The 21948-nt window shown below is 54.9% G+C and carries 15 protein-coding genes and 2 tRNA genes; 14 read left to right on the forward strand and 3 right to left on the reverse strand.

Annotated features, from left to right (window positions below; genetic code table 11):
• The first annotated feature begins 22 nt into the window (after positions 1–22).
• From QZN75_RS05050 to QZN75_RS05100, 11 genes are all read left to right on the forward strand, one after another.
• Complete coding sequence (locus QZN75_RS05050; RefSeq protein ID WP_292425599.1) at positions 23–1459, forward strand: NAD(P)H-hydrate dehydratase; 1437 nt, start codon at positions 23–25, stop codon at positions 1457–1459.
• Positions 1459–1941, forward strand: a complete 483-nt coding sequence (gene moaC / locus QZN75_RS05055; RefSeq protein ID WP_292425602.1) for a cyclic pyranopterin monophosphate synthase MoaC — start codon at positions 1459–1461, stop codon at positions 1939–1941. The genes QZN75_RS05050 and moaC overlap by 1 nt, the downstream gene beginning before the upstream one ends.
• A 154-nt stretch (positions 1942–2095) precedes the next feature.
• Positions 2096–2686, forward strand: coding sequence for a 50S ribosomal protein L15e (locus tag QZN75_RS05060; RefSeq protein WP_292425605.1), 591 nt, complete (start codon positions 2096–2098; stop codon positions 2684–2686).
• A 30-nt stretch (positions 2687–2716) separates the two neighbouring features.
• Positions 2717–3361: an RNase P subunit p30 family protein gene (locus QZN75_RS05065; protein WP_292425607.1), complete on the forward strand. Its 645-nt coding sequence runs from the start codon at positions 2717–2719 to the stop codon at positions 3359–3361.
• A complete protein-coding gene (locus tag QZN75_RS05070) occupies positions 3358–3915 on the forward strand; it encodes an Rpp14/Pop5 family protein (RefSeq protein WP_292425610.1) in 558 nt (185 codons plus the stop codon). Before QZN75_RS05065 ends, QZN75_RS05070 begins: the two co-directional genes overlap by 4 nt.
• On the forward strand, positions 3887–4609 hold the full coding sequence (psmA, locus tag QZN75_RS05075) for an archaeal proteasome endopeptidase complex subunit alpha (RefSeq protein ID WP_292425614.1): 723 nt from the start codon (positions 3887–3889) through the stop codon (positions 4607–4609). The genes QZN75_RS05070 and psmA overlap by 29 nt, the downstream gene beginning before the upstream one ends.
• A 6-nt stretch (positions 4610–4615) precedes the next feature.
• Entirely contained in the window at positions 4616–5320 is a 705-nt protein-coding gene (locus QZN75_RS05080) for a ribosome assembly factor SBDS (protein ID WP_292425617.1), read from the forward strand.
• Between the two features lie 43 nt (positions 5321–5363).
• Entirely contained in the window at positions 5364–5663 is a 300-nt protein-coding gene (locus QZN75_RS05085) for a 50S ribosomal protein L37ae (protein ID WP_292425619.1), read from the forward strand.
• A 12-nt stretch (positions 5664–5675) separates the two neighbouring features.
• A complete protein-coding gene (locus QZN75_RS05090; RefSeq protein ID WP_012107386.1) occupies positions 5676–5810 on the forward strand; it encodes a DNA-directed RNA polymerase subunit P in 135 nt (44 codons plus the stop codon).
• 76 nt (positions 5811–5886) lie between these two features.
• Positions 5887–6126, forward strand: a complete 240-nt coding sequence (locus QZN75_RS05095) for a KEOPS complex subunit Pcc1 (protein ID WP_292425620.1) — start codon at positions 5887–5889, stop codon at positions 6124–6126.
• A gap of 122 nt (positions 6127–6248) precedes the next feature.
• On the forward strand, positions 6249–6611 hold the full coding sequence (locus QZN75_RS05100) for a prefoldin subunit beta (protein WP_292425635.1): 363 nt from the start codon (positions 6249–6251) through the stop codon (positions 6609–6611).
• Between the two features lie 144 nt (positions 6612–6755).
• Here the strand turns inward: QZN75_RS05100 and QZN75_RS05105 are convergent, their stop codons facing one another.
• The gene (locus tag QZN75_RS05105) at positions 6756–8273 is read right to left on the reverse strand and encodes a 2-isopropylmalate synthase (protein WP_292425623.1); all 1518 of its coding nucleotides are present in this window, start codon (positions 8271–8273) and stop codon (positions 6756–6758) included.
• 150 nt (positions 8274–8423) lie between these two features.
• Between QZN75_RS05105 and QZN75_RS05110 the strand changes: the two genes are divergently transcribed.
• Both QZN75_RS05110 and QZN75_RS05115 read left to right on the forward strand, forming a co-directional pair.
• Positions 8424–8530 (forward strand) — tRNA-Tyr (locus QZN75_RS05110).
• 15 nt (positions 8531–8545) lie between these two features.
• Positions 8546–8618 (forward strand) — tRNA-Asp (locus QZN75_RS05115).
• A gap of 509 nt (positions 8619–9127) precedes the next feature.
• On the opposite strand, the gene QZN75_RS05120 is transcribed toward QZN75_RS05115, so the two are convergent.
• The gene (locus tag QZN75_RS05120; RefSeq protein ID WP_292425626.1) at positions 9128–9943 is read right to left on the reverse strand and encodes an ion transporter; all 816 of its coding nucleotides are present in this window, start codon (positions 9941–9943) and stop codon (positions 9128–9130) included.
• 225 nt (positions 9944–10168) lie between these two features.
• Positions 10169–10789 (reverse strand): YkgJ family cysteine cluster protein, encoded by a 621-nt coding sequence (locus QZN75_RS05125; RefSeq protein ID WP_292425629.1) that lies wholly within the window; start codon positions 10787–10789, stop codon positions 10169–10171.
• A 292-nt stretch (positions 10790–11081) separates the two neighbouring features.
• On the opposite strand from QZN75_RS05125, the gene QZN75_RS05130 reads away from it, so the two are divergent.
• On the forward strand, positions 11082–21948 hold a 10867-nt coding region (locus tag QZN75_RS05130; RefSeq protein ID WP_292425632.1), incomplete at its 3' end, for a NosD domain-containing protein.

The raw sequence follows: 21948 nt of genomic DNA on the forward strand, positions 1-21948 counted from the left end.
ATTATTTATGGAGTCAATACAGATGAAGTGTGTCATAATGCCCGACCTGACAGCCTGTGCAGAAGAGTTTCTTGAGGACGGAATCATTACTTATGAGCGGATGCGTGCGGTGGATGCAAACGCACAGGCGCTCGGGGTAACCGGCCTTCAGTTAATGGAGAGCGCGGGAAAGGCCCTTGCGGCATCCGTGCTCGCACTTCGCCCGAACGCGGTGTTAATCCTCTGCGGCCGGGGCAACAACGGGGGGGATGGGATGGTGGCGGCCCGGTACCTCCAGCGCGGGGTGGATACCACAGTTTGTTATCTTGATTCAGGAACGCGCAGCCCATCCTGTACCCACCAGCTGGCGGCGCTCAAAGGCTGCCGGGTGACGCTCCACCCGTTTGTGTCCACCGATGATCTACGGGCACTCTCTTCCCTGTTTTCGAAGGCTGATGTGATCGTCGATGCCCTGCTCGGGACCGGGGCTGCCGGGACGCCAAAGGAACCCCTTGCGACCTGCGTGGCGATGGTAAACGCATCTAGGGCAAAGATTATCGCGGCAGATCTCCCTTCACCCGGCATGCGGGCCGACAGGATCTGCGCGTTCCACCGGCCCAAGGTGGACGGGTCGGAGGTCGTGGATATCGGTATCCCCCTTGAGGCGGAGATATGCACCGGGCCCGGGGACCTGACCCTGATCCCGGTGCGGAAGAGGACAAGCCACAAGGGGGTCGGGGGCGAAGTGCTCGTGATCGGCGGCGGGCCGTACCAGGGCGCACCGTACCTCTCCGGTCTCGGGGCGCTCCGTGCGGGAGCCGATATCGTCAGGATCGCGTCACCGGTCTTTGAGCCGGTGCCGGACCTCATCTACGAACGGCTGTCGGGAGACCGGATCGGCGATGAGCATACGGAACGGCTCATCGCGCTCGCGGAACGTGTGGACGTTGTCGTCTGCGGGAACGGCATCGGGACGGAGAGCCACGAGGTCGTGCTCGCGGTCGCCCCGCACTGTAGGAAAGCGGTCTTCGATGCCGATGCCCTCCGGCTCCCGCTCCCGAAAGCCTGCGGCGAGACTATATATACTCCCCATGCAGGGGAATTTACCCGTATCTCCGGCGTCCGGCTTTCGGGGGATGCGAGCGATGCCTGCGGGAGGGCGCGGGCGGCCAAGGCTGCGGCGGCTACCCTCAGCGGCACTATCCTCCTCAAGGGGCCGGTGGATGTCATCACCGATGGCAGCCGGGTCAGGTTTAACCGGACCGGCGACCCGGCGATGAGTGTGGGCGGGACCGGGGATGTGCTGGCCGGGGTAACGGGTGCGCTCCTCTGCCACCTGCCGGCATTTGAGGCAGCCTGCATCGCCGCGTACGCGGTCGGGAGAGCAGGGGAGCGCGTAGCAGAAGAGTGGGGCGAGGGGATGCTTGCGTCAGATCTCGTTGACCGGATCCCCGGAGAATTGTTCAGGAGGCAGATGTAATGGTCGAGTTTACCCATATTTCCGATGGCAGGGCACAGATGGTGGATATCAGCGCAAAGACAGATGTCGTGCGCGAAGCGGTGGCAACAGGGAGGATCTACCTGCGGCCGGCGACACTTGAGGCCATCCGGGAGGGAACGGTCATCAAGGGAAACGTGCTTGCCACGGCCCGCGTTGCCGCCACTCTTGCCGTCAAGGAGACGCCCCGCATCATCCCAATGTGCCACACGATCCTGCTTGGCGCCATTACCGTTGACTTTACCGAAGGCGACGGCTTTATCGAAGCGGTGGTCAGGACAAAATCCACCGGCAAGACCGGCGTGGAGATGGAGGCCCTGACCGGCGTCTCGGTCGCGCTCCTCACCATCTGGGATATGGTCAAGTCCGCAGAGAAGGACGAGCACGGCCAGTACCCCGTCACCCGGATCGAAGGCATACGGGTTGTGGAAAAGCGCAAAGGGGTAACACCGGCTGCCGCGTGATGGTGCAGTAATTTCCCATCCCCTTCCGTGTTTGCCCGCGCAGTGCCCGTGTACTTTAATACTCCCCCGGATCCATTTTATAAGAATGCGGGATTCGTCCCGTTAGAAAAGGAATGTAGCCTGTAATGGGCCGAACCTTGAGGTGTTATAACACATGGTAAAATCGATGTATGCGTATGTCAGGGACGCATGGGCAAGACCTGACAAGTCCGAAGTAAAAGCAATGCTCTGGGACCGGATGCAGGAGTGGCGCCGCGAGGGCAGCGTCACCCGTCTTGAGCACCCGACCCGTATCGACCGCGCCCGCTCGCTCGGATACAAGGCGAAGCAGGGTATCGCAGTCGTCCGCGTCCAGGTACGCCGCGGTGGCCGCCGTGCTTCCCGGTACGTCCGGGCACGCCGGTCCGCACGCATGGGCAAGAACAAGCTCACGCCGGGTAAAAGCATCCAGCGGATCGCCGAGGAACGCGCATCCCGTCGGTACCCGAACATGGAAGTCCTCAACTCGTACTGGGTTGGCCAGGATGGGAAACTGAAGTATTACGAGGTTATCCTCGTTGACGGCCACCACCCATCCATCCGGGCAGACAAGAACCTTGCATGGCTCGCAAACCCCGCCCACCGTGGCCGTGCAGAGCGCGGCAAGACCTCTGCGGGACGCAAGGGACGTGGTATGAGGACCCGGGGACGGGGCACCGAGAAAACCCGCCCGAGCATCCGCTCCCATGCCAACCAGGGCAAATAATCTTATCTTTTTTATGGCAATGGTATCTTCATGAAGATCACCGATGCCTGTGTTTATCCGTATCCTGTCGGTGACTCGTCGATCCGCAGGTTTGCGCTCGAAGCGCGCTCGTTTGGGTATGACAGTATTGTCGCAGCAGACACGCCGGCTGCCGAGGTCTGCGGTATCACTGTGATCCCCGGTATCTTCCTTGCCGGCATCCCGGCAAAGGACGTCCAGAGCCGGGTGAAAAAGTGCAGGGGCTCCGGGGCGGTCATTGCCGTACAGGTCGGGGACAACGGGTTCAACCGTGCCGTCGCGAGCACAAACGGCGTCCACATCCTGCGGGGCATCCATGCCGCCGACAAGCGTGCGTTCGATCACGTGGCGGCAAAGATTGCGGCGGACAACAACACTGCCCTTGACATTGACCTGTCCCCTCTTATTTTCGGGCGCGGGCACCTCCGGCAGAAAGCGATCCACCGGTATATCGACCTGATGATCCTGTACCGCAGGTTCGAGTTCCCGCTCACCATCTCGTCTTCGGCACGGTCGGTTCTCGGCATGAGGGCCGTGCGTGAAGCCACCGGCCTCTGCTCGCTCTTTGGCATGGATGAGACTGACGTCCAAGCGGTGCTTGCCGGGGTTAGCCGGGTGACCGGACCGACCGAGAGTGTCGTGAAGGTGATCACATGAGCATCCGACCCCCGACGCTCCGGGAAAAACGGCGGTATCTTCTCGCCCGTATCGACCCGGCAGGCATGCCTGTTGAGACAAAGGATCTCTATTACGCGGTGTACGAGGCGGTGGTCTCGCTCTTCGGCGATATGGCGGCGGCAGCCATGCAGCCTTCGGTGCTTGCGATTGAGAGTGGGCACGCGATCCTGCGCTGCCGCAGGGGTGCCGAACGCGAGTTTGCGATCGCCCTCTCGACGCTTTCCACATGCCGGGACTGCACCCTTGCCGTGAGAGTAATCGCGGTATCGGGGACGATCGAGAGCCTGCGGGAGCGGATTGCAACGCTCGTGCCGCAGGAACCCGATGTCCCGGCTCACGATGGTGCCGGTGAAGGAGTGCCTGACGCCGATCCCTGCGAATACCGGTTCGGCACGACCCCGGTCGAACCGGTCGTATGGCACGGTCATAAGGTTGATGTCATAGAAAAGGGATTTAAAAATACACGCCGATTGTTCTTAACAACAGAAGATCTGGAGAAAATACATGCAACCACAATACCAGATGGGCTATGACCGGGCGATCACCGTTTTTTCGCCTGACGGCAGGCTGTACCAGGTGGAATACGCCCGGGAGGCAGTAAAGCGCGGTACCACTGCGGTCGGTATCAAGGCACAGGACGGGATTGTCCTTATCGTCGACAAACGCATCAGTTCCAAGCTGCTTGAAGCAGCATCGATCGAGAAGATCTTCAGGATCGACGATCACATCGGGGTTGCATCCTCCGGTCTTGTCGGCGATGCACGTGCGCTTGTGGACCGGGCACGGGTCGAGTGCCAGATCAACCGGGTCTCCTACGATGAGAAGATCGAGGTCGAGGCGCTCGCAAAGAAACTCTGCGACCACATGCAGACTCTTACCCAGTACGGCGGCATCCGCCCGTACGGCACGGCACTTTTGATTGCCGGCGTCAGCGATGGCGAGTGCAGGCTCTTTGAGACCGACCCCTCCGGCACGCTCCTTGAGTACAAGGCGACCGGTATCGGTATCGGCAGGCCGGCGGCAATGAAAATCTTCGAGGAGGAATACACGGCAAGCCTCTCTATTAAGGATGCGATCCTTCTCGGCCTCAAGGCACTGCACTCGGCGACCGAAGGCAAATTCGATGTCGACACCGTGGAGATCGGCATCGTTGAAAAGAGCGATGCAGCCTTCAAGAAGATGACAAAAGAAGAAGTCGCATCGTACGTCGAACAGTTCAAACAGTGATCCGGTATGATCTCTCTTGAGAACGCGGTGGTAGCCCGTCTGGAAAGTTTCGGGGAACGGTTTGAAATCCTGGTCGAACCCCACCTTGCCGCCCGCGTACGACAGGGAGAGAACCTCAACATTGAGGACGTAGTCGCGGCCCTCGACATATTCGGGAATTCATCAAGGGGAACCCGGGCATCCGATGAATCGCTTGAAAAGGTCTTCCACACCACGGACTTTGCAACGGTGGCAAAGAAGATCATCGAAAAAGGTGAGATTCACCTTACTGCTGACCAGCGTAAGGAGATGACCGAGGAGAAGCGCCGGCAGGTCATCACGTTTATCGCCCGGAACTCGATCAATCCCCAGACCGGCCACCCTCACCCACCGGCCCGTATCGAGAGAGCGATGGAAGAGGCCCGGGTCAATATCGATCCGTTCAAGCACCTGGACGAACTGGTCAAGGAGACCGTCAAGGCGCTGCGCCCGATCCTGCCGATACGGTTCGAGGAACTTCGTCTTGCAATACGGATCCCCCCCGAAAACGCTGCCCGCGCATACGGGGATATTGCGGCGGCGTGCACTATGGAGAAAGACGAGTGGCAGAAAGACGGGTCATGGGTCTGCGTCGTGCGGATCCCGGCCGGCATTCAGGGCGAATTTTACGATCTGATAAACAAGATCAGCAAAGGCGAAGGACAGGTAAAGATCCTCAATCAAGTATATTAATTACGAGGACAAATATAGAAAGTCAATTCGGTGGATACTCATCATGGCAAGCTCTGAAAAATCAGCAAAAGGAAAAGTAACCGGTAGTGCAGGGCGTTTTGGCTGCAGATACGGAAGATTTGTGCGCAAGCGAGTCGCAGAGATGGAAAAGATCTCCCGGGCAGATCACCTGTGCCCGAAGTGCGATACGATGTCGGTTCAGCGCAGAGGCACGGGTATCTGGGAATGCCGGAAATGCGGGTTCAAGTTTGCCGGCGGCGCATACCAGCCCGAGACCCCGGCCCTCCGTGTTGCCCTCCGTGCCATCGACCGCACTAACGTCGTTGAAGGAAAGACCCAGTAAGTGGGATTTATAATGGCAAGTACCTACAAGTGCGCACGGTGCAAACAGAAAGTGGAGATCGACGTCAACGTCCGGTGTCCCTACTGCGGCCACCGCATTCTCTTTAAAGAACGCGGCGCAGCAATAAAAGAGCTGAAAGCCAGGTAATGTTATGTAGTGCCGGAAGAACCGGCAGTTTCCTTTTTTATCCTTGTTTTTCCCATATACCTTATGAGGTAATCCTGTGCCGCAGCATGAAGCCCTGTTCAGGTTTACGACCGATCACGCCGATCAGATCTACCGCTCGCTTCTTCCGGAGTTACAGGAGGATGTGAATCCCCGTTCTGCGACGCAGGCCTGGGTCGAGGGGACCGATACGCTGGTCCTGCACGTTGAGGCGCAGGATCTCGCGGCGCTCCGGGCGGCGCTCAATATGTTCCTGCGCCTCGTAAGCGTTGCTGACGAGATGCAGCAGTTCTCCTGAAAATCCCTGGTATCTGCGCAGTTTTCGTCCTGAACGGAAATTTCTGGATATTACCGCTCCAATGACACGTGCGGAATCATTTTTATCGCTGGGAAATGAAACTTGATACGGAAGATACGATTATGCAGAACATTCCCCCAAAAGTCCAGAACCAGTTTGCGATGCTCCAGCAGGTGCAGCAGCAGCTCCAGACCGTCCTTTCACAGAAAACCCAGTACGAGATGGCGGTACGCGAGGCCAAGCGTGCACAGGAAGAGGTCACCGACGCTGGCGACGAAACCCCCATGTACATGAGCATCGGGACGGTCATGGTGCAGAAGAAGAAGGAATATGTCACCACAAAACTCACCGAAAAGGTGGAGACCCTCGAACTCCGGATTAAATCGTTAGAGAAACAGGAGAAGATGCTTCAGGGCAAGTTCGAGCAGCTCCAGAGCCAGATTAAGGCAGCACTCGAGGGCAAGAGCGCCCCGAATGCCGCATAACTTTTTTACCGGCGTGTGACCCGTCACAGGGCAGCATTGGTTTTTTCAGTCATCTTCATGTGCAGGATCTTCTGATAAGCGGGTGGCTGCTGATCCTGCCGTACCTGTCTGAACGCCGTTTTATAAAAAAGGAGACGGGTGGTTTTAGTCCCTGTTGGTCAGGTTGATCGCGTTCACGAGCGCATCGACCGAGGCGAGCACGATATCGTCGCCGCTCCCGCTTGCATCATAGATATGCCCGTGCTCGTCCTCGACGGCAATCGTCACGTGGCACATCGCGTCCGAACCCCCGCTGATCGCCTCGATGTTGAACTCGGTAAGCCGGATCCTCACCGGCAGGATCCCGATGATCGCATTGAGCGCCGCATCAACAGGACCATTCCCGACACTTGAGAAGACATGCTCGGTGCCGTTGACCTGCGCCCGCACGCTTGCTGTCGGGATCACGTGGTTGCCGGTCATGATCGCGATATCGTCGAGCTGGAGCACCTTTTTCCCGATCTCGATGCCCATGATACTCTCGGCGATCTCGTAGAGATCGGCATCGGTCACCCGTTTCCCCTTGTTCGCGATTACTTTCACGCGCTCGACAATTGCATCGAGCTGTGCATCGTTGGGTTCGATGTGGACATCGACAAGCATCTGGCGCACTGCATGCCTGCCCACGTGTTTGCCGAGCGTGAGCCGGCGCCGGTGCCCGACCATCTCCGGGGTCATGATGCCGGGCTCGAACGTCGCGGAGCACTTTAAGACGCCCTGCGTGTGGATGCCGCTCTCGTGCGAGAAGACATTCTCCCCGACAACCGGCTGGGTAGGCGGGATGCCAAGCCCGGAGAACCGGGAGACAAGGCGCGAGGTCTCGACGAGACGCTCTTTTGTGATCCCGGTATGGATGCCGTAGATCGCCTCCATGATCATCACGGTCTGGGCGAGGTCTGCGTTGCCGGCCCGTTCCCCGAGGCCGTTAACGGTCACCTGCACCTGAGAGGCGCCGGCTTCAACCGCTGCGATCGTGTTTGCGACCGCAAGGCCGAAGTCGTTGTGGCAGTGGACATCAAGCGGGCAGTCAACCTCACGGGCGAGCCGGCCCATCAGGGTTTTCATGCCCGACGGGGAGATGACCCCCACGGTGTCCGGGATGTTGATGATCGTCGCCCCGGCCGCGGCTGCGGTGCGGCAGACCTCGACAAGGTAGTCGGCATCCGTCCGCGTCGCATCCATGGGCGAGAACATGCACTTGTCCACATGCCCGCGGATGTACCGGATGATCTCGCTTGTGATCGCGAGCACCTGCTCCCGGCTCTTGTTGATGGTGTTCTCCCGCTGGATGTCCGATGTCGGGATGAACACGTGGACCATGTCGACATCGCAGTCGATGCATGCATCCACGTCGGCCACAACCGACCGGGCGAGTCCGCAGACGTTCGCGGAGAGGCCGAGCTTCTTGATGGCAGACACGGTCTCTTTCTCGGCCGCTGACGACGCAGGGAATCCTGCCTCGATCGTATGCACGCCGATGTCAGAAAGCTGACTGGCAATCTCAATTTTTTGTTCAAATGTGAAGGCAATCCCCGGGGTTTGTTCCCCGTCACGGAGTGTCGTATCAAAAACGGTCACGTCTTCATGCGCACGGCTATCGGTGAAGAAGACGATCCCCCGCAAAATCCTTGCGAGCCATACTAACTCATAGGCCCCCGGATTATTTAAAGAAACCCTGCATCGCCCCGGTTTTTCCCGTTTTCACCCCATGAAAATGGGCGATCGTACGATATGTTTAATAGGAAACTATCCCTACATTATTAGGCAGAGTGCCCCGCCTTAACTCAGCCTGGTAGAGTGCGCGGCTGTAGTATGGTTTGCCTATAAGAGGCAACTGCGCGGCTACCGCGATGTCCCCGGTCCGAATCCGGGAGGCGGGATAACTGTAAATGAGTGCCCAGGTAGTGTAGCGGCCTATCATGATTGCCTGTCACGCAATCGACTCGGATTCGAATTCCGACCTGGGCGTCGCTTTTCTCGGGTTAGAATCCCGACAGATCCACAAAGTCCGTCGGCATCCGCTACCTTTTTGAATATGCCGGGGGCACCCATCCGGCATGCAACCAAAAAAACAACCGTCAGCACGCACCCACCACCAGGGACCGTGCCTTTCACATTCTGAAGCCGAATGCGGTAGAGAAACGTCTCGATTTCGCGATCGAGAAACAGTGGATCACACCGTACGACTGGGCCCTGATCACCAAGTACATCGACGAGCAGAGAGTGGTTGCCAACATCCAGGCCCCCCGGGCCTTCAAAATCATGTCCGTCCTCGTGAACTGGCGCCGGTATATCGGTCTGTTCGAACAGAACACGGCAGACGACATCTACCCGGGGATTACCAAAAGGAAATCGACCGTTTCCGTGGCAAACCCATCAAACAGAACTCGTTAAGGTATTACGTCACGTTCCTGAAGCGGTTCTATCACTGGTTGATGGAAAGGAAAAATCGGAAAAAGACTAATTTTTTTGTTTTTTCAAGACCCGGGTTTTTCCGGATCGAGCGGGGGATCGTCCGTTTCCTGTTTCTGATCGCCGCCAATTTGGTGCCCACAGACAGGGCAGATCACCACTTTTTTTTCCTGCATCTCCTCGATAAACCCGGCAGAGAGGATGGCGGTAGGGAGGGCAAAGATCGCAATCCCGGTGATTACCACTATGCTCCCGATCACTTTCCCGAGCATAGTAACAGGATAAACATCGCCATACCCGATCGTGGCAAGTGTGACGATTGCCCACCACATCGCCGCCGGGATACTCGCGAACTTCTCCGGCTGGGCATCATGCTCTGCATAGTACATCAGGCTGCTCGCCAACACGAGAACGATAAAGAGGATCGAGAGCACAAGGATCAGCTTTTCTTTCGACTTTGCGATCACCACTTCGAAGGTCTTCATCGCTTCGGAGTAGCGGCCGAGCTTCATCACCCGGATGAGCCGGAACAACCGCAGGATACGGAGGAACCGGAGGTCGACCGGGATAATGGCCGGGATATAGAACGGCAGAAATGATAAGAGATCGATCAGGGCGTATGGTGATACCATATAACGGAGCCGGCCGGTAACCGGATGGGAGTAGGCCGGGTCGAGGGTGCAGATCCAGAGCCGGATGAAGTATTCGACCGTAAAAATGGCGATCGAGATGATGTCAACAACTATAAAGAGAAGGGCATATTGCTGGTAGAGCGGCTCGACCGTCTCCAGGATCACCGCCAGTACGTTGACGATAATCAACACGGTCATGAAGTAATTGAAATGCAGGGCCGCCCCATCACCTTCGGGGGATTGTCCCATCTTCAGGTAAAGGTATTTTTTCAGGGAAAGGAGCGTGGAAATAGGATCACCTGTTTATGAATACAATACGGGATTCCGACAGGGAATATTCTGCCAACAGGGAGGCGGTAGCTGAGGAGGGATGCCGGCTGCTCCCGGGATGATCTGCCCGACTACTTGCGTCGGGCAGTACTGGTTGTTTCATGCGTGTTTTCTCATCGTGCTGTCAGAACTGTGATGGTGTCGTTACTCCACCGGGTCTCCGTGATAACCGTGCGCAGCGAGGATGGTGATCACTGCGGAAACCCATTCCTTGTCGTCGCCATGGCCCAGATCCTGGATGTGGGCAAGGATGTGGCTGTCATGACCGTGGACAGCCGGGGATCCGGCCCCCGTGGCGTTTCTCAAAGAAGCGTGAGTGTCATTAAACGGGTGAGGGATGTGCGCGATCTTCTCCTTCCAGATCGCGGCCAGGATCTCGTCGTTGGTCTTGAGTTCGTTAATGCCGATCACCTTTCCCCGTGTTTCGCCGCTCTGGGGATGGTGGATCAGCATCCGGTAGCACTCGAACTCCCGGCAGATAGCGGGCCGGTTTGGATAAATCGCGCAGGCAAATCCCTTCCCGGCAGGGTTCTTCCGGCTGAAGATACACCCCTTGCGGGCAGGATCGGCTTCTTTGGGATCAGAGTCGATGAAATCATCCGCGATTTCATCTGCAAATTCAGGTTGTACGTGGACGGGAAAGATCTCGTTGGTAATGCCGTACCGGCAGTAATAATCCCGTTCCGTGAGCTGCCTCTCGATTTTTATAAATTCGCCAAAACTTGCACAGCACTTCCCGCACCAGTTGCAATCAAATTTCGCCATACCAATTGTCAATCTCATATTGGGTACTTTATAAAAATTGCGAATTACTCCTAATTATACCCAAATGGGAATATTCTGCCGTTTTCCGCTATTTGTTATTCAGATCTAAAATTACTTAAGATCTCTTACTTATTATTTATTAAAATAATAACGTTTATAATTATGTAAATAAATTTAGCATAGTATGAAGTACCTGACTTGATAGGGGTTGCTTTGTATTTTGGCGAAACAGGTGCAGGTACATCGCAGGGTTTTGTGCGCGTCTCTTTCTTTTTTAATTCTGATGCTGATAATGATCATTCCGGTTTCAGCAGCTCCGACCGTAACCGGCATCACGCCGGCAAGTGGAGTCAACACAACAACGGTTTCAATTACGAACCTGACTGGTACGAACTTCGTGTCCGGTGCCAGCGTCATGCTCACCCCAAATTCAAACCCCGTCCATAAGGGAAGCATCGTAAACGGTGCCGGCGGCGCTATCCTATCTCAACCGTGGAGCGTGTACGTGTCAGGTAATTATGCGTATATCGCAGATGCTGGTAGCAACGCGCTGGAGATCGTGGATGTCTCGAACCCGGCAAACCCGATCCATAAGGGTAGCATTAGTAACGGAGCTGGCGGCGCTCTTATTCAAGAGCCATTTAGCGTCTACGTATCCGGTAATTACGCATATTTAACTTCGATTAGCAATGCGCTGGAGATCGTGGATGTCTCGAACCCGGCAAACCCGGTCCATAAAGGAAGTATCGTTAACGGAACCGGTGGCGCTCTCCTGAATGGACCGGAAAGCGTCTACGTATCCGGCAATTACGCATATGTAGCAAGTTCGCAGAGTAACGCGCTGGAGATCGTGGATGTGTCGAACCCGGCAAACCCGGTCCATAAAGGAAGTATCGTTAACGGAACCGGTGGCGCTCTCCTGAATGGACCAATTAGCGTCTACATGTCCGGTAATTACGCGTATGTCGCAAGTTTCGATAGCAACGCGCTGGAGATCGTGGATGTCTCGAACCCGGCAAACCCGGTCCATAAGGGTAGTATTAGTAACGGTGCCGGCGGCGCTCTCCTGAATGGACCAATTAGCGTCTACATGTCCGGGAATTACGCGTATATCGGAAGTGCCTATAGCAACGCGCTGGAGATCGTGGATGTCTCGAACCCGGCAAGCCCGGTACATAAGGGTAGTATTCGTAACGGAGTTGGCGGCGCTCTCCTGAATAACCCTAATAGCATCTACGTGTCCGGGAATTACGCGTATGTTGCAAGTTTCAATAGCAACACGCTGGAGATCGTGGATGTCTCGAACCCGGCAGGCCCGGTCCATAAGGGTAGCATTAGTCACGGAGCTGGCGGCGCTCTTCTGCATTCTCCAACGGGCGTTTACGTATCCAGCAATTACGCGTATGTCGTAAGTCGGGACAGTAACTCCCTTGAGATCGTGGATATTGGAACGGTTACCGGAACCAGTGTTACGTGGCAATCATCGACGCAGATGACCTGTACGTTTGATTTGACGAATAAGACAGCCGGGCTGTATAATGTGGTGGTTACCAATCCGGACGGGTCGTTCGGCACGCTCGCCAACGGATTCACGGTCATATCACCCCCGATCGTAGCCAGCATCAGCCCGACATTCAGCACAACAATCGGTGGAACCTCAGTTACCATCACCGGGACAGGTTTTACCGGAGCAACTGCCGTGAATTTTGGCACTACAGCTGTAACCTCATTTACGATTGACAGCGATACCCAGATCACAGCGACTTCGACGGCAGGTTCGGCAGGAACCGTTGACATCACCGTCATGGGTCCTTACGGCACATCCGCAACTTCATCCGCCGACACGTTCACTTATGCTGAAAACCCGACAGTTACCGGCATCAGTCCGACATTCGGCCCGACAACCGGTGGAACCTCAGTTACCATCACCGGGACAGGTTTTACCGGAGCAACTGCCGTGAATTTTGGCACTACAGCCGTAACCTCATTTACGATTGACAGCGATACCCAGATCACAGCGACTTCGCCGGCAGGTTCGGCAGGAACCGTCGACATCACCGTTAACAATCCATATTACGTATCAGCGACTTCATCAGCTGATCAATACGTTTATATGTTGGGAGAAGTCCACAACCTTAATTCCGGCCTGATCTATCCAACTATTCAGGGAGCGATCGATGCTGCAACCGCCGGGGATACACTGATTGTTGACAGTGGGATATACCCGGAACGTATCACAATCGATAAACAACTGAATATACAGGGAAATGACACCGGCAGCGGTTTTCCCGTGATTGATGGCGGCGGAGCCGGAGATGTGGTCACGGTCAACAGCGATTATGTCCTCCTCAACGGGCTTGTCATCACAGATTCAGGAAGTTCCGGGTGGTACCCGGATGGAATTCATGTCTTCTCTTCGAACAACATCATCACAAATATTACTGCTTACCAGAACTCTGATGGAATTACTCTTGATAACGGGACAAACTCCAATACCCTTGCTTACAGCAATTACTCCGGAAATTCTGAAGACGGTATCGAACTTATAAATTCTTACAACAACCAGATCTTCAATGTCAATTCCTCGAGCAATGGTGCTTCCGGGATTTATTTACAGGCATCCGGCAATAATGGCAATACCATCCGGAATAGTATCTTCCTTGGAAACTCGTGGGGAATATACAATCTCTATCCCAACTCCAATACTTACTATAATAATATTTTCAGGAACGGTGTGAATGTCGTCGAGCCGGATGGCAACATCTGGAATACGACAAAGACAGCCGGTCCCAACATCATAGGAGGCCCGTATATAGGCGGCAATTATTGGAGCGATTACACCGGGGTTGATCTGAACGGCGACGGGTTCGGTGATCAGCCGTATACGAACGGTATGACGACCAGCGCCGATTATCTCCCCCTCATTAATTATAGCGTCTCTGGATCACCAACCGTTACCGGAATCACGCCGTCAACAGCTCCCAACACTGGGCCCGTCACGATCACTGATATCGCCGGCACTAACTTTGTCAACGGTGCGAGCGTGATGCTGACCCCGGTAATTGCGAATCCATCTGATGCCGGCAGTATAACAACCGGTGAAGAAGGTCCTCCCTACTTGGATCAGCCATCGAGTGTGTACGTTTCCGGCAACTATGCGTATGTGACAAGTAAGGTTGACAACGCGCTGGAGATTGTGGACGTCAGCACTCCTACAACTCCTGTCCATGTGGGAAGCATAACAAAGGGTGAAGAAGGTCCTCCCTTCTTGGATCAGCCATCGAGTGTGTACGTTTCCGGCAACTATGCGTATGTCACGAGCATGGGGGACAACGCGCTGGAGATTGTGGATGTGAGCGATCCCACGAATCCTGTCCATGTGGGGAGCTTAACTGCGGGTGATGGCTCCCCACCCTACCTAGATCAGCCATCGAGTGTGTACGTTTCCGGCAATTATGCGTATGTGACAAGTGTCGGGGACAATGCGCTGGAGATTGTGGATGTGAGCGATCCCACGAATCCCCAGCATGCAGGCAGCATAACCGCCGGTGGGGGCGGAGAAGAAGGCGGCCCCTACCGATCCTTGGATCAGCCATCGGGCGTCTACGTTTCCGGCAACTATGCGTATGTCACGAGCATGGGGGACAACGCGCTGGAGATTGTGGATGTGACTGACCCCACGAATCCTGTCCATGCGGGGAGTTTAACTGCCGGTGAGGGTAGCCCACCCTACCTGAATAATCCCTCAAACGTCTACGTTTCCGGCAACTATGCGTATGTGACAAGCGAGGGTGACAACGCGCTGGAGATCGTGGACACAGGAGCGGTCACTGCAACTGGTATAAATGTCGCATCTTCCACGGATATTGACTCAGCCACATTCGACCTGACCGGCAAAACGCCGGGCCCCTATAATGTTGTGGTCACAAACCCGGACGGACAGTTCGGTGCGCTCGCCAGTGGGTTCACGGTTACATCGCCGCCTCCCGTCGCTGGTTTCATTGCAACGCCTACTTCCGGCACAGAACCGCTCACCGTGGATTTCACTGATACTTCTACGAACAATCCGACGAGCTGGAACTGGGACTTTGGGGATGGTGGATCCTCAACAGACCAGAGCCCGGTTTATACTTACACTACCCCTGGCAATTACGTTGTTTCCCTCACGGCATCAAATTCAGCGGGTTCAGACACCCTGAATCAACCTGATTATATTACCATTGCCGAAAACAACCCGAACGAGACCTATAGTTATGTCCGGCAATGGGGATCCGGTTCTCAAGGTCCGGGAATGTTGGCTGATCCCACGTCGGTCGCTCTCGATACTGTCGGAAATGTATATGTCGCAGATACTTTTAACCACCGGATCCAGAAGTTCAGTCAGGATGGCACGTATCTTGCCAAGTGGGGATCCGTCGGAAGTGGCGACGGGCAGTTTGAATATCCATATGGGATAGCGGTCAATTCATCAGGGTACGTGTATGTCACGGATGCAAACAACAACCGAGTCCAAATATTCGATCCGTCAGGCACGTATCTCTCTCAGTGGGGATCCACCGGAAGTGGCGACGGGCAGTTTGAATATCCATATGGGATAGCGGTCAATTCATCAGGGTACGTGTATGTCACGGATGCAAACAACAACCGAGTCCAAATATTCGATCCGTCAGGCACGTATCTCTCCAAGTGGGGATCCGGTGGAAGTGGCGACGGGCAGTTTATATATCCAAATGGGATAGCGGTCAATTCGTCAGGGTACGTGTATGTCACGGATACAAACAACAACCGCATGCAAATATTCGATCCGTCAGGCACGTATCTCTCCCAATGGGGAGCATATGGCAGCAATCCCGGGCAGTTTATATATCCAAATGGGATAGCGGTCGATTCTTCCGGAAATGTGTATGTCACGGATACAAACAACAACCGCGTGCAAATATTCAATCCGTCAGGCACATATCTTTCCCAGTGGGGATCCGGTGGAAGTGGCGACGGGCAGTTTGAAGATCCAGAAGGTATCGCGGTCGATTCAGTGGGAAATGTGTATATCGCAGATACTGTAAACAGCCGGATCCAGAAGTTAGATCTTTCGGGCACATTACTGGCGCAATGGGGACTTCCAAGGGGGAATGGCCAGTTCTCGGGTCCAACCGACATTGCGGTCAATTCGTCAGGGTACGTGTATGTCATGGATACAAACAACAACCGCGTGCAAATATTCGATCCGTCAGGCACGTATCTCTCTCAGTGGGGATCCACCGGAAGTGGCGACGGGCAGTTTGAATCTCCGGGAGGTATCGCGGTCGATTCAGTGGGAAATGTGTATGTCGCAGATAGTTACAACAACCGCGTGCAAATATTCGATCCGTCAGGTATGTACCTCTCCCAATGGGGATATTATGGCAGCAATCCGGGGCAGTTTGGGTTCCCAGAAGGTATCGCGGTCAATTCTTCCGGAAATGTGTATGTCATGGATACAAACAACAACCGCGTGCAAATATTCGATCCGTCAGGCACGTATCTCTCTCAGTGGGGATCCACCGGAAGTGGCGACGGGCAGTTTGAATATCCAAAGGGGATAGCGGTCGATTCAGTGGGAAATGTGTATGTCGCAGATACTGGCAACTGCCGGATCCAGAAGTTCAGTTCAGACGGCACGTATCTTGCCCAGTGGGGTATACCAGGCAGTTACAATGAGATCTCGCTACCCATCGGTGTCACGGTGGATTCTTCCGGAAATGTGTATGTTACAGAAGATAACAACAACCAGATTGTGAAGTTCAGTTCAGACGGCACGTGTCTTGCCCAGTGGGGAACATCTGGCAGCAATCCCGGGCAGTTTGAATATCCAAATGGGATAGCGGTCGATACTGCTGGAAATGTGTATGTCGTAGATAGTGGCAACGACCGGATCCAGGTGTTTTCCCAAGGGAATTTAACTATGGTCGCAGGGTTCACGGCCAATGTCACCTATGGTTCTGCCCCGCTGACCGTGCAGTTCAACGACACCTCAACCGGTTCTCCTACATCATGGAACTGGTCATTCGGTGACGGTAATTTCTCCAACTCACTGAACCCGGTTTATACCTATGGATATACCGGAACCTTTAACGTCAGCCTGAACGCGACTAATGCCTTCGGATCGAATACACTGCTCCGAACAAATTATATTGTCGCTACGGTACCCCGGCCAATCTCCGACTTCACGGTTAACGTTACCTCCGGTACAGCACCACTGCCGGTCTCATTCACCGATCAATCGCTGAACAGCCCCACCGGCTGGGCCTGGTTCTTCGGCGACGAGAATTACACGCAGCCGTGGACGGAGATGAACGGGAGTGCCGGGTGGCCGGCACGATTTGGTCACAGCAGTGTAGTGATGCCGGATGGCAGTATCGTGCTGATGGGCGGTTTTTCATCGAATGACGTGTGGCGATCAACAGATAATGGCGCTACCTGGGCGCAGCAGACCGGGAGCGCCGGATGGTCAGCACGTTCTGAATTCAGCAGTGTAGCGATGCCCGATGACAGTATAGTGCTGATGGGCGGTACTGCCGGGGGCTCCCAAGTGAACGATACGTGGCGGTCAACAGATAAAGGCGTGACCTGGAACGAAATAAATACAAGTTCCGGGTGGTCGACACGTTCTGAATTTAGTGGCGTAGCGATGCCTGATGGTAGCATCGTACTGATGGGCGGTTGGGACATCGATGGTTCTAAAAATGACACGTGGCGGTCAACAGATAAAGGCGTGACCTGGAACGAAATGAATACAAGTTCGGGCTGGACAGTTCGATCCGGTCAGAGCAGCGTGGCAATGCCAGACGGCAGCATTGTTTTGACAGGCGGTTATTACGGTCCCCTCAATTATAATGACACGTGGCGGTCGGCAGATAACGGTGCAACCTGGACGGAGGTAAATGCAAGTTCAGGTTGGACGGCGAGACACTATCATAGTAGTGTAGCGATGCCTGATGGTAGCATCGTGTTGATGGGCGGTTCTGACGCAAACGGTAATACGAATGACATGTGGCGATCCACGGATGATGGCGCAACCTGGACGCCGATAAACGCGAGCGCCGGGTGGTCGGCACGATTTGGCCACAGCAGTGTAGCGATGCCTGATGGCAGTATTGTGCTTACAGGGGGGTATGATGGCAGTACAAGAAATGACGTATGGCGGCTCCAGCCGGCCGGGTCATCGGATCAGAACCCGGGCCACACGTACACCACAGCGGGGAACTACACCGTCGCGCTGCAGGCATATAACAGCGGCGGGTACAACAGCACTCTGAAGGTCGGATATGTCAATGTAACAGGAGGCATTACCACCCCCATTGCCAACTTCATGGCCAACGTCACATCAGGCTCAGTCCCACTGACCGTTCAGTTCAACGACACCTCAACTGGATCTCCGACTTCGTGGAACTGGAGTTTCGGCGACAACAGCTTCTCAACGCTCCAGAACGCGACGCATACCTACACCTCAGTTGGCAGCTATACCGTCAGCCTGAATGCCACCAATGCCGGTGGGTCGAACCTCTCTGTACTGACGAATTATATCACGGTCCATGTTCCGGCACCCCTCCCGAACTTTGTTGCCAACGTCACTTCCGGTCCAGCACCACTGTCGGTCTCGTTTACCGATCAATCATTGAACACTCTAACCGGCTGGGCATGGTTCTTCGGTGACGAGAACTACACGCAGCCGTGGACTGAGGTAAACGCAAGTGCCTTTGGACCCCCGGGAGGAATAGCCCAACAGACCAGCGTTGCGATGCCAGACGGCACTATTGTGTTGATGGGTGGTGCTGACAGCGGCTCTAACGTTCGTGGTGACACCTGGAGGTCGATGGATAAGGGTGCTACATGGACGGATGTAAATGCTGATGGCGGGTGGAAACCTCGACAAGATGCCACCAGTGTAGTGATGCCGGACGGCAGCATCGTGCTGATGGGCGGTTATAGCAGTAGCGACGGTAATAAGAATGACACGTGGCGGTCGACGGATGAGGGTGCAACTTGGACAGAGATGAACGCGAGTGCCGGGTGGTCGGCACGGTCCGATCTCACCAGTGTGGCAATGCCTGATGGCAGCATCATTCTAATGGGAGGTAATGACGGCAGCAGCTTCCCCCCCAGAAGGAATGACACATGGCGGTCGATAGATAATGGTAAAACATGGACGGAGATAAACGCGAGTTCGGGATGGTCGGGACGACAAGATCAAAGTAGCGTAGTGATGCCGGATGGCAGCATCGTGCTAATGGGCGGTGATGCCGACATGGGCTATGCAAATGACGTGTGGCAATCGTGGGATAACGGCGTTACATGGACCGAAGTGAATGCGAGTGCCGGGTGGTCGGCACGAGCCGGTATGAGTAGTGTAGTGATGCCGGACGGCAGCATCGTGCTTATGGGCGGTACTGACGGCGGCTATCCATCTTTCAATGACGTGTGGCGGTCGACGGATGACGGAGCTACGTGGACCCGGGTGAACGCGAGTGCCGGGTGGCCAGGACGTCAATTATTCGCTTCTGTGCCGATGCCGGATGGCAGCATTGTACTGATGGGAGGAAGGGGTGGTATTGGCATGTCTACGTACTTTGATGACGTGTGGCAGCTTATGCCAACCGGATCATCGGATCAGAACCCGTCGCATACCTACACCACACCGGGGATCTACCCGGTAGCGTTGCAGGCATACAACGCCGGCGGATATAACAGCACGCGGAAAGTCGCGTACATCAATGTAACTCCGGCCGGATGGGACGGAGCAAGTTGTACCGTGATCACTTCGCCGGGAACCTATCTGCTTCGCGGTGACGTCCAGGGCACACCGGGAAGTACCTGCATTAATATCCAGTCATCCGATGTCCTGATCAGCGGAGGCGGCTATACGCTCAACGGGACCCCGGACAGTCTGGGTATCGGAACAACTGCATACCCTGCCATCATCAGCAATGTCACGGTGAGGAACCTGACCCTCACAAACTGGAACCGGGGCATTGCGTATGAGAATGTGATGGGAGGGACCATTGAAAATGCAACTGTCCTCTTCAGCGAGATGGAAGGGATAACGCTTGACAATACATCCTCGATTACGCTGGTTCAGGACAATGCATCCTTGAACCGTGTTGGTGTTGCAATTCTTGAGGGATCCGACTATAACACCCTGAACGGCGTCACTGCTAACGGGAACAGTGCCGTCGGTATCTGGCTCTATGCTGCAAGAGATAGCACCGTCCGGTCCAGTACATTTGAACAGAACAACGGGACCGGGTTGGTACTGGAGGCAGAATCCATTAACAACACCCTATGGGGGAACACGGCAGACTTCAACATCAATGGGATTGTTGTCCGGGCAAATTCCGACGGGTTTACATCCACGTATCCCTATGGACCCTCGGACAACAACACAATCTCATCGTGTGATGCAAGTTTCAACTCGAACAATGGTATTACGCTCTACGAGGAAGCCAACAACAACACGCTCTCGGGCAACACTGCCTTCAACAACACCAATAACGGGATCAACCTGAACGGCCTGCCTGCAGATCTTCAGGACAATGAGATTCTCGCTAACAACGCAAGCCTGAACTACAATCACGGTTTTGCTATTATCAATGCAACCGGTACACGGATCTTCTCCAACATAGCTGTCAATAATACAGCCCATGGTATTGCTGTCAGGAATTCAAATGAAACAACCATTGGCGGAAATGTTCTCATCGGCAATGCCCAGCGGGGCCTTTCGCTGAATGCGTCATTCAATTCCACCATCTACGGCAACACGATCGAATTCAGTCCTGTCGGGCTTGGCATATCGGCGGGTGCATCCAACGCGACGATTTACAATAACTATTTCAATAACACGCAAAACGTGCGGGATCCTGTCGGTATGAACATATATAATACAACGAGAACTTTGGGCACCAATATTATCGGAGGCCCCTATCTCGGGGGTAACTTCTGGAGCGATTATGCCGGTGTCGATACCGATAGCGACGGGATCGGGGATACACTCCTGCCATACTCCGCCAGTGGCAATATTACCACCGGCGGTGACTGGCTGCCGCTGACAAACGTTACCGGATCAATACCGGTCGCCAGCTTCACCGCCAACAGCACCTCCGGCACCGTCCCGCTGACGGTCCAGTTCAACGATACTTCGACTAACACCCCGACTGCATGGAACTGGAGTTTCGGCGACGGTATTTTCTCCACTTCACAGAATGTGACCTATACCTACACTACCGCCGGCCTCTACACGGTCAACCTCACGGCAACGAACAGTGCCGGGAGCGACATGACGACAAATGTTGGGTCAATCAACGTCACTACGGGAATTAATTACCTCATCACCGGGCCCGGCTACATCACCACGCCTGGCATATATTACCTGCAGAACGACATTTTGGCGGATTCATCGGGAACGAGCATCCAGATCACGTCCGGCAACGTGGTTTTCGACGGTATGGGTCATACGGTCCAGGGTCTTGGGAGCGGCGGGACGACCGGGATCCTGGTCACGAAGGCCAATGTCACCGTGCGGAACGTCACGGTAACGGACTGGTATTATGGCATCTCGTACCAGAACACCCAGTACGGCACGATTGAAGGTGTCAATGCCAGTTCGAATGCCTATGGGATTGGGCTATCATCTACCAATGACATGACCCTGACCGACAGCCGGGTGACGGGAAACTCGCAGTCCGGGATTTATCTCAACTCCGCCAATGATAACACGATCTATAACAACTATTTCAACAACGTCAACAATATCGCGAATGGGGGAACATCCGGGGATATCTGGAACACCACGCTGACTGCCGGCACGAACATTGTGGGCGGGTCATGGATCGGCGGGAACTACTGGGCGCAACCGGACGGTCTGGGCTTCTCGCAGAGTCACGGGGATTCCGATAACAACGGTATCTGTGACGATGCGTATGACCTACCCGGCGGAACCGACCAGTTGCCGTTACATGTTCCGGCATCCGTGAACCAGGTGACCGGGCCCGGATACATCACCACCCCCGGCATATATTACCTGCAGAACGACATTGTCAACATCACGTCACCGGCGATCGGGATCACGGTCGACAACGTAGTGTTTGACGGTATGGGTCACGTGATTAACGGGAATGGAAATGGTG

Origin of the sequence: Methanoregula sp. (assembly GCF_003170075.1) — an archaeon.
Lineage (GTDB): Archaea > Halobacteriota > Methanomicrobia > Methanomicrobiales > Methanospirillaceae > Methanoregula.

Coding starts and splice junctions, on each gene's coding strand:
- QZN75_RS05060 (WP_292425605.1), top strand. CDS start 2,096: ATGGTAAAATCGATGTATGCGTATGTCAGGGACGCATGGGCAAGACCT.
- QZN75_RS05090 (WP_012107386.1), top strand. CDS start 5,676: ATGGCAAGTACCTACAAGTGCGCACGGTGCAAACAGAAAGTGGAGATC.
- QZN75_RS05070 (WP_292425610.1), top strand. CDS start 3,358: ATGAGCATCCGACCCCCGACGCTCCGGGAAAAACGGCGGTATCTTCTC.
- QZN75_RS05065 (WP_292425607.1), top strand. CDS start 2,717: ATGAAGATCACCGATGCCTGTGTTTATCCGTATCCTGTCGGTGACTCG.
- psmA (WP_292425614.1), top strand. CDS start 3,887: ATGCAACCACAATACCAGATGGGCTATGACCGGGCGATCACCGTTTTT.
- QZN75_RS05050 (WP_292425599.1), top strand. CDS start 23: ATGAAGTGTGTCATAATGCCCGACCTGACAGCCTGTGCAGAAGAGTTT.
- QZN75_RS05100 (WP_292425635.1), top strand. CDS start 6,249: ATGCAGAACATTCCCCCAAAAGTCCAGAACCAGTTTGCGATGCTCCAG.
- QZN75_RS05085 (WP_292425619.1), top strand. CDS start 5,364: ATGGCAAGCTCTGAAAAATCAGCAAAAGGAAAAGTAACCGGTAGTGCA.
- QZN75_RS05080 (WP_292425617.1), top strand. CDS start 4,616: ATGATCTCTCTTGAGAACGCGGTGGTAGCCCGTCTGGAAAGTTTCGGG.
- QZN75_RS05125 (WP_292425629.1), bottom strand. CDS start 10,789: ATGGCGAAATTTGATTGCAACTGGTGCGGGAAGTGCTGTGCAAGTTTT.
- moaC (WP_292425602.1), top strand. CDS start 1,459: ATGGTCGAGTTTACCCATATTTCCGATGGCAGGGCACAGATGGTGGAT.
- QZN75_RS05120 (WP_292425626.1), bottom strand. CDS start 9,943: ATGGGACAATCCCCCGAAGGTGATGGGGCGGCCCTGCATTTCAATTAC.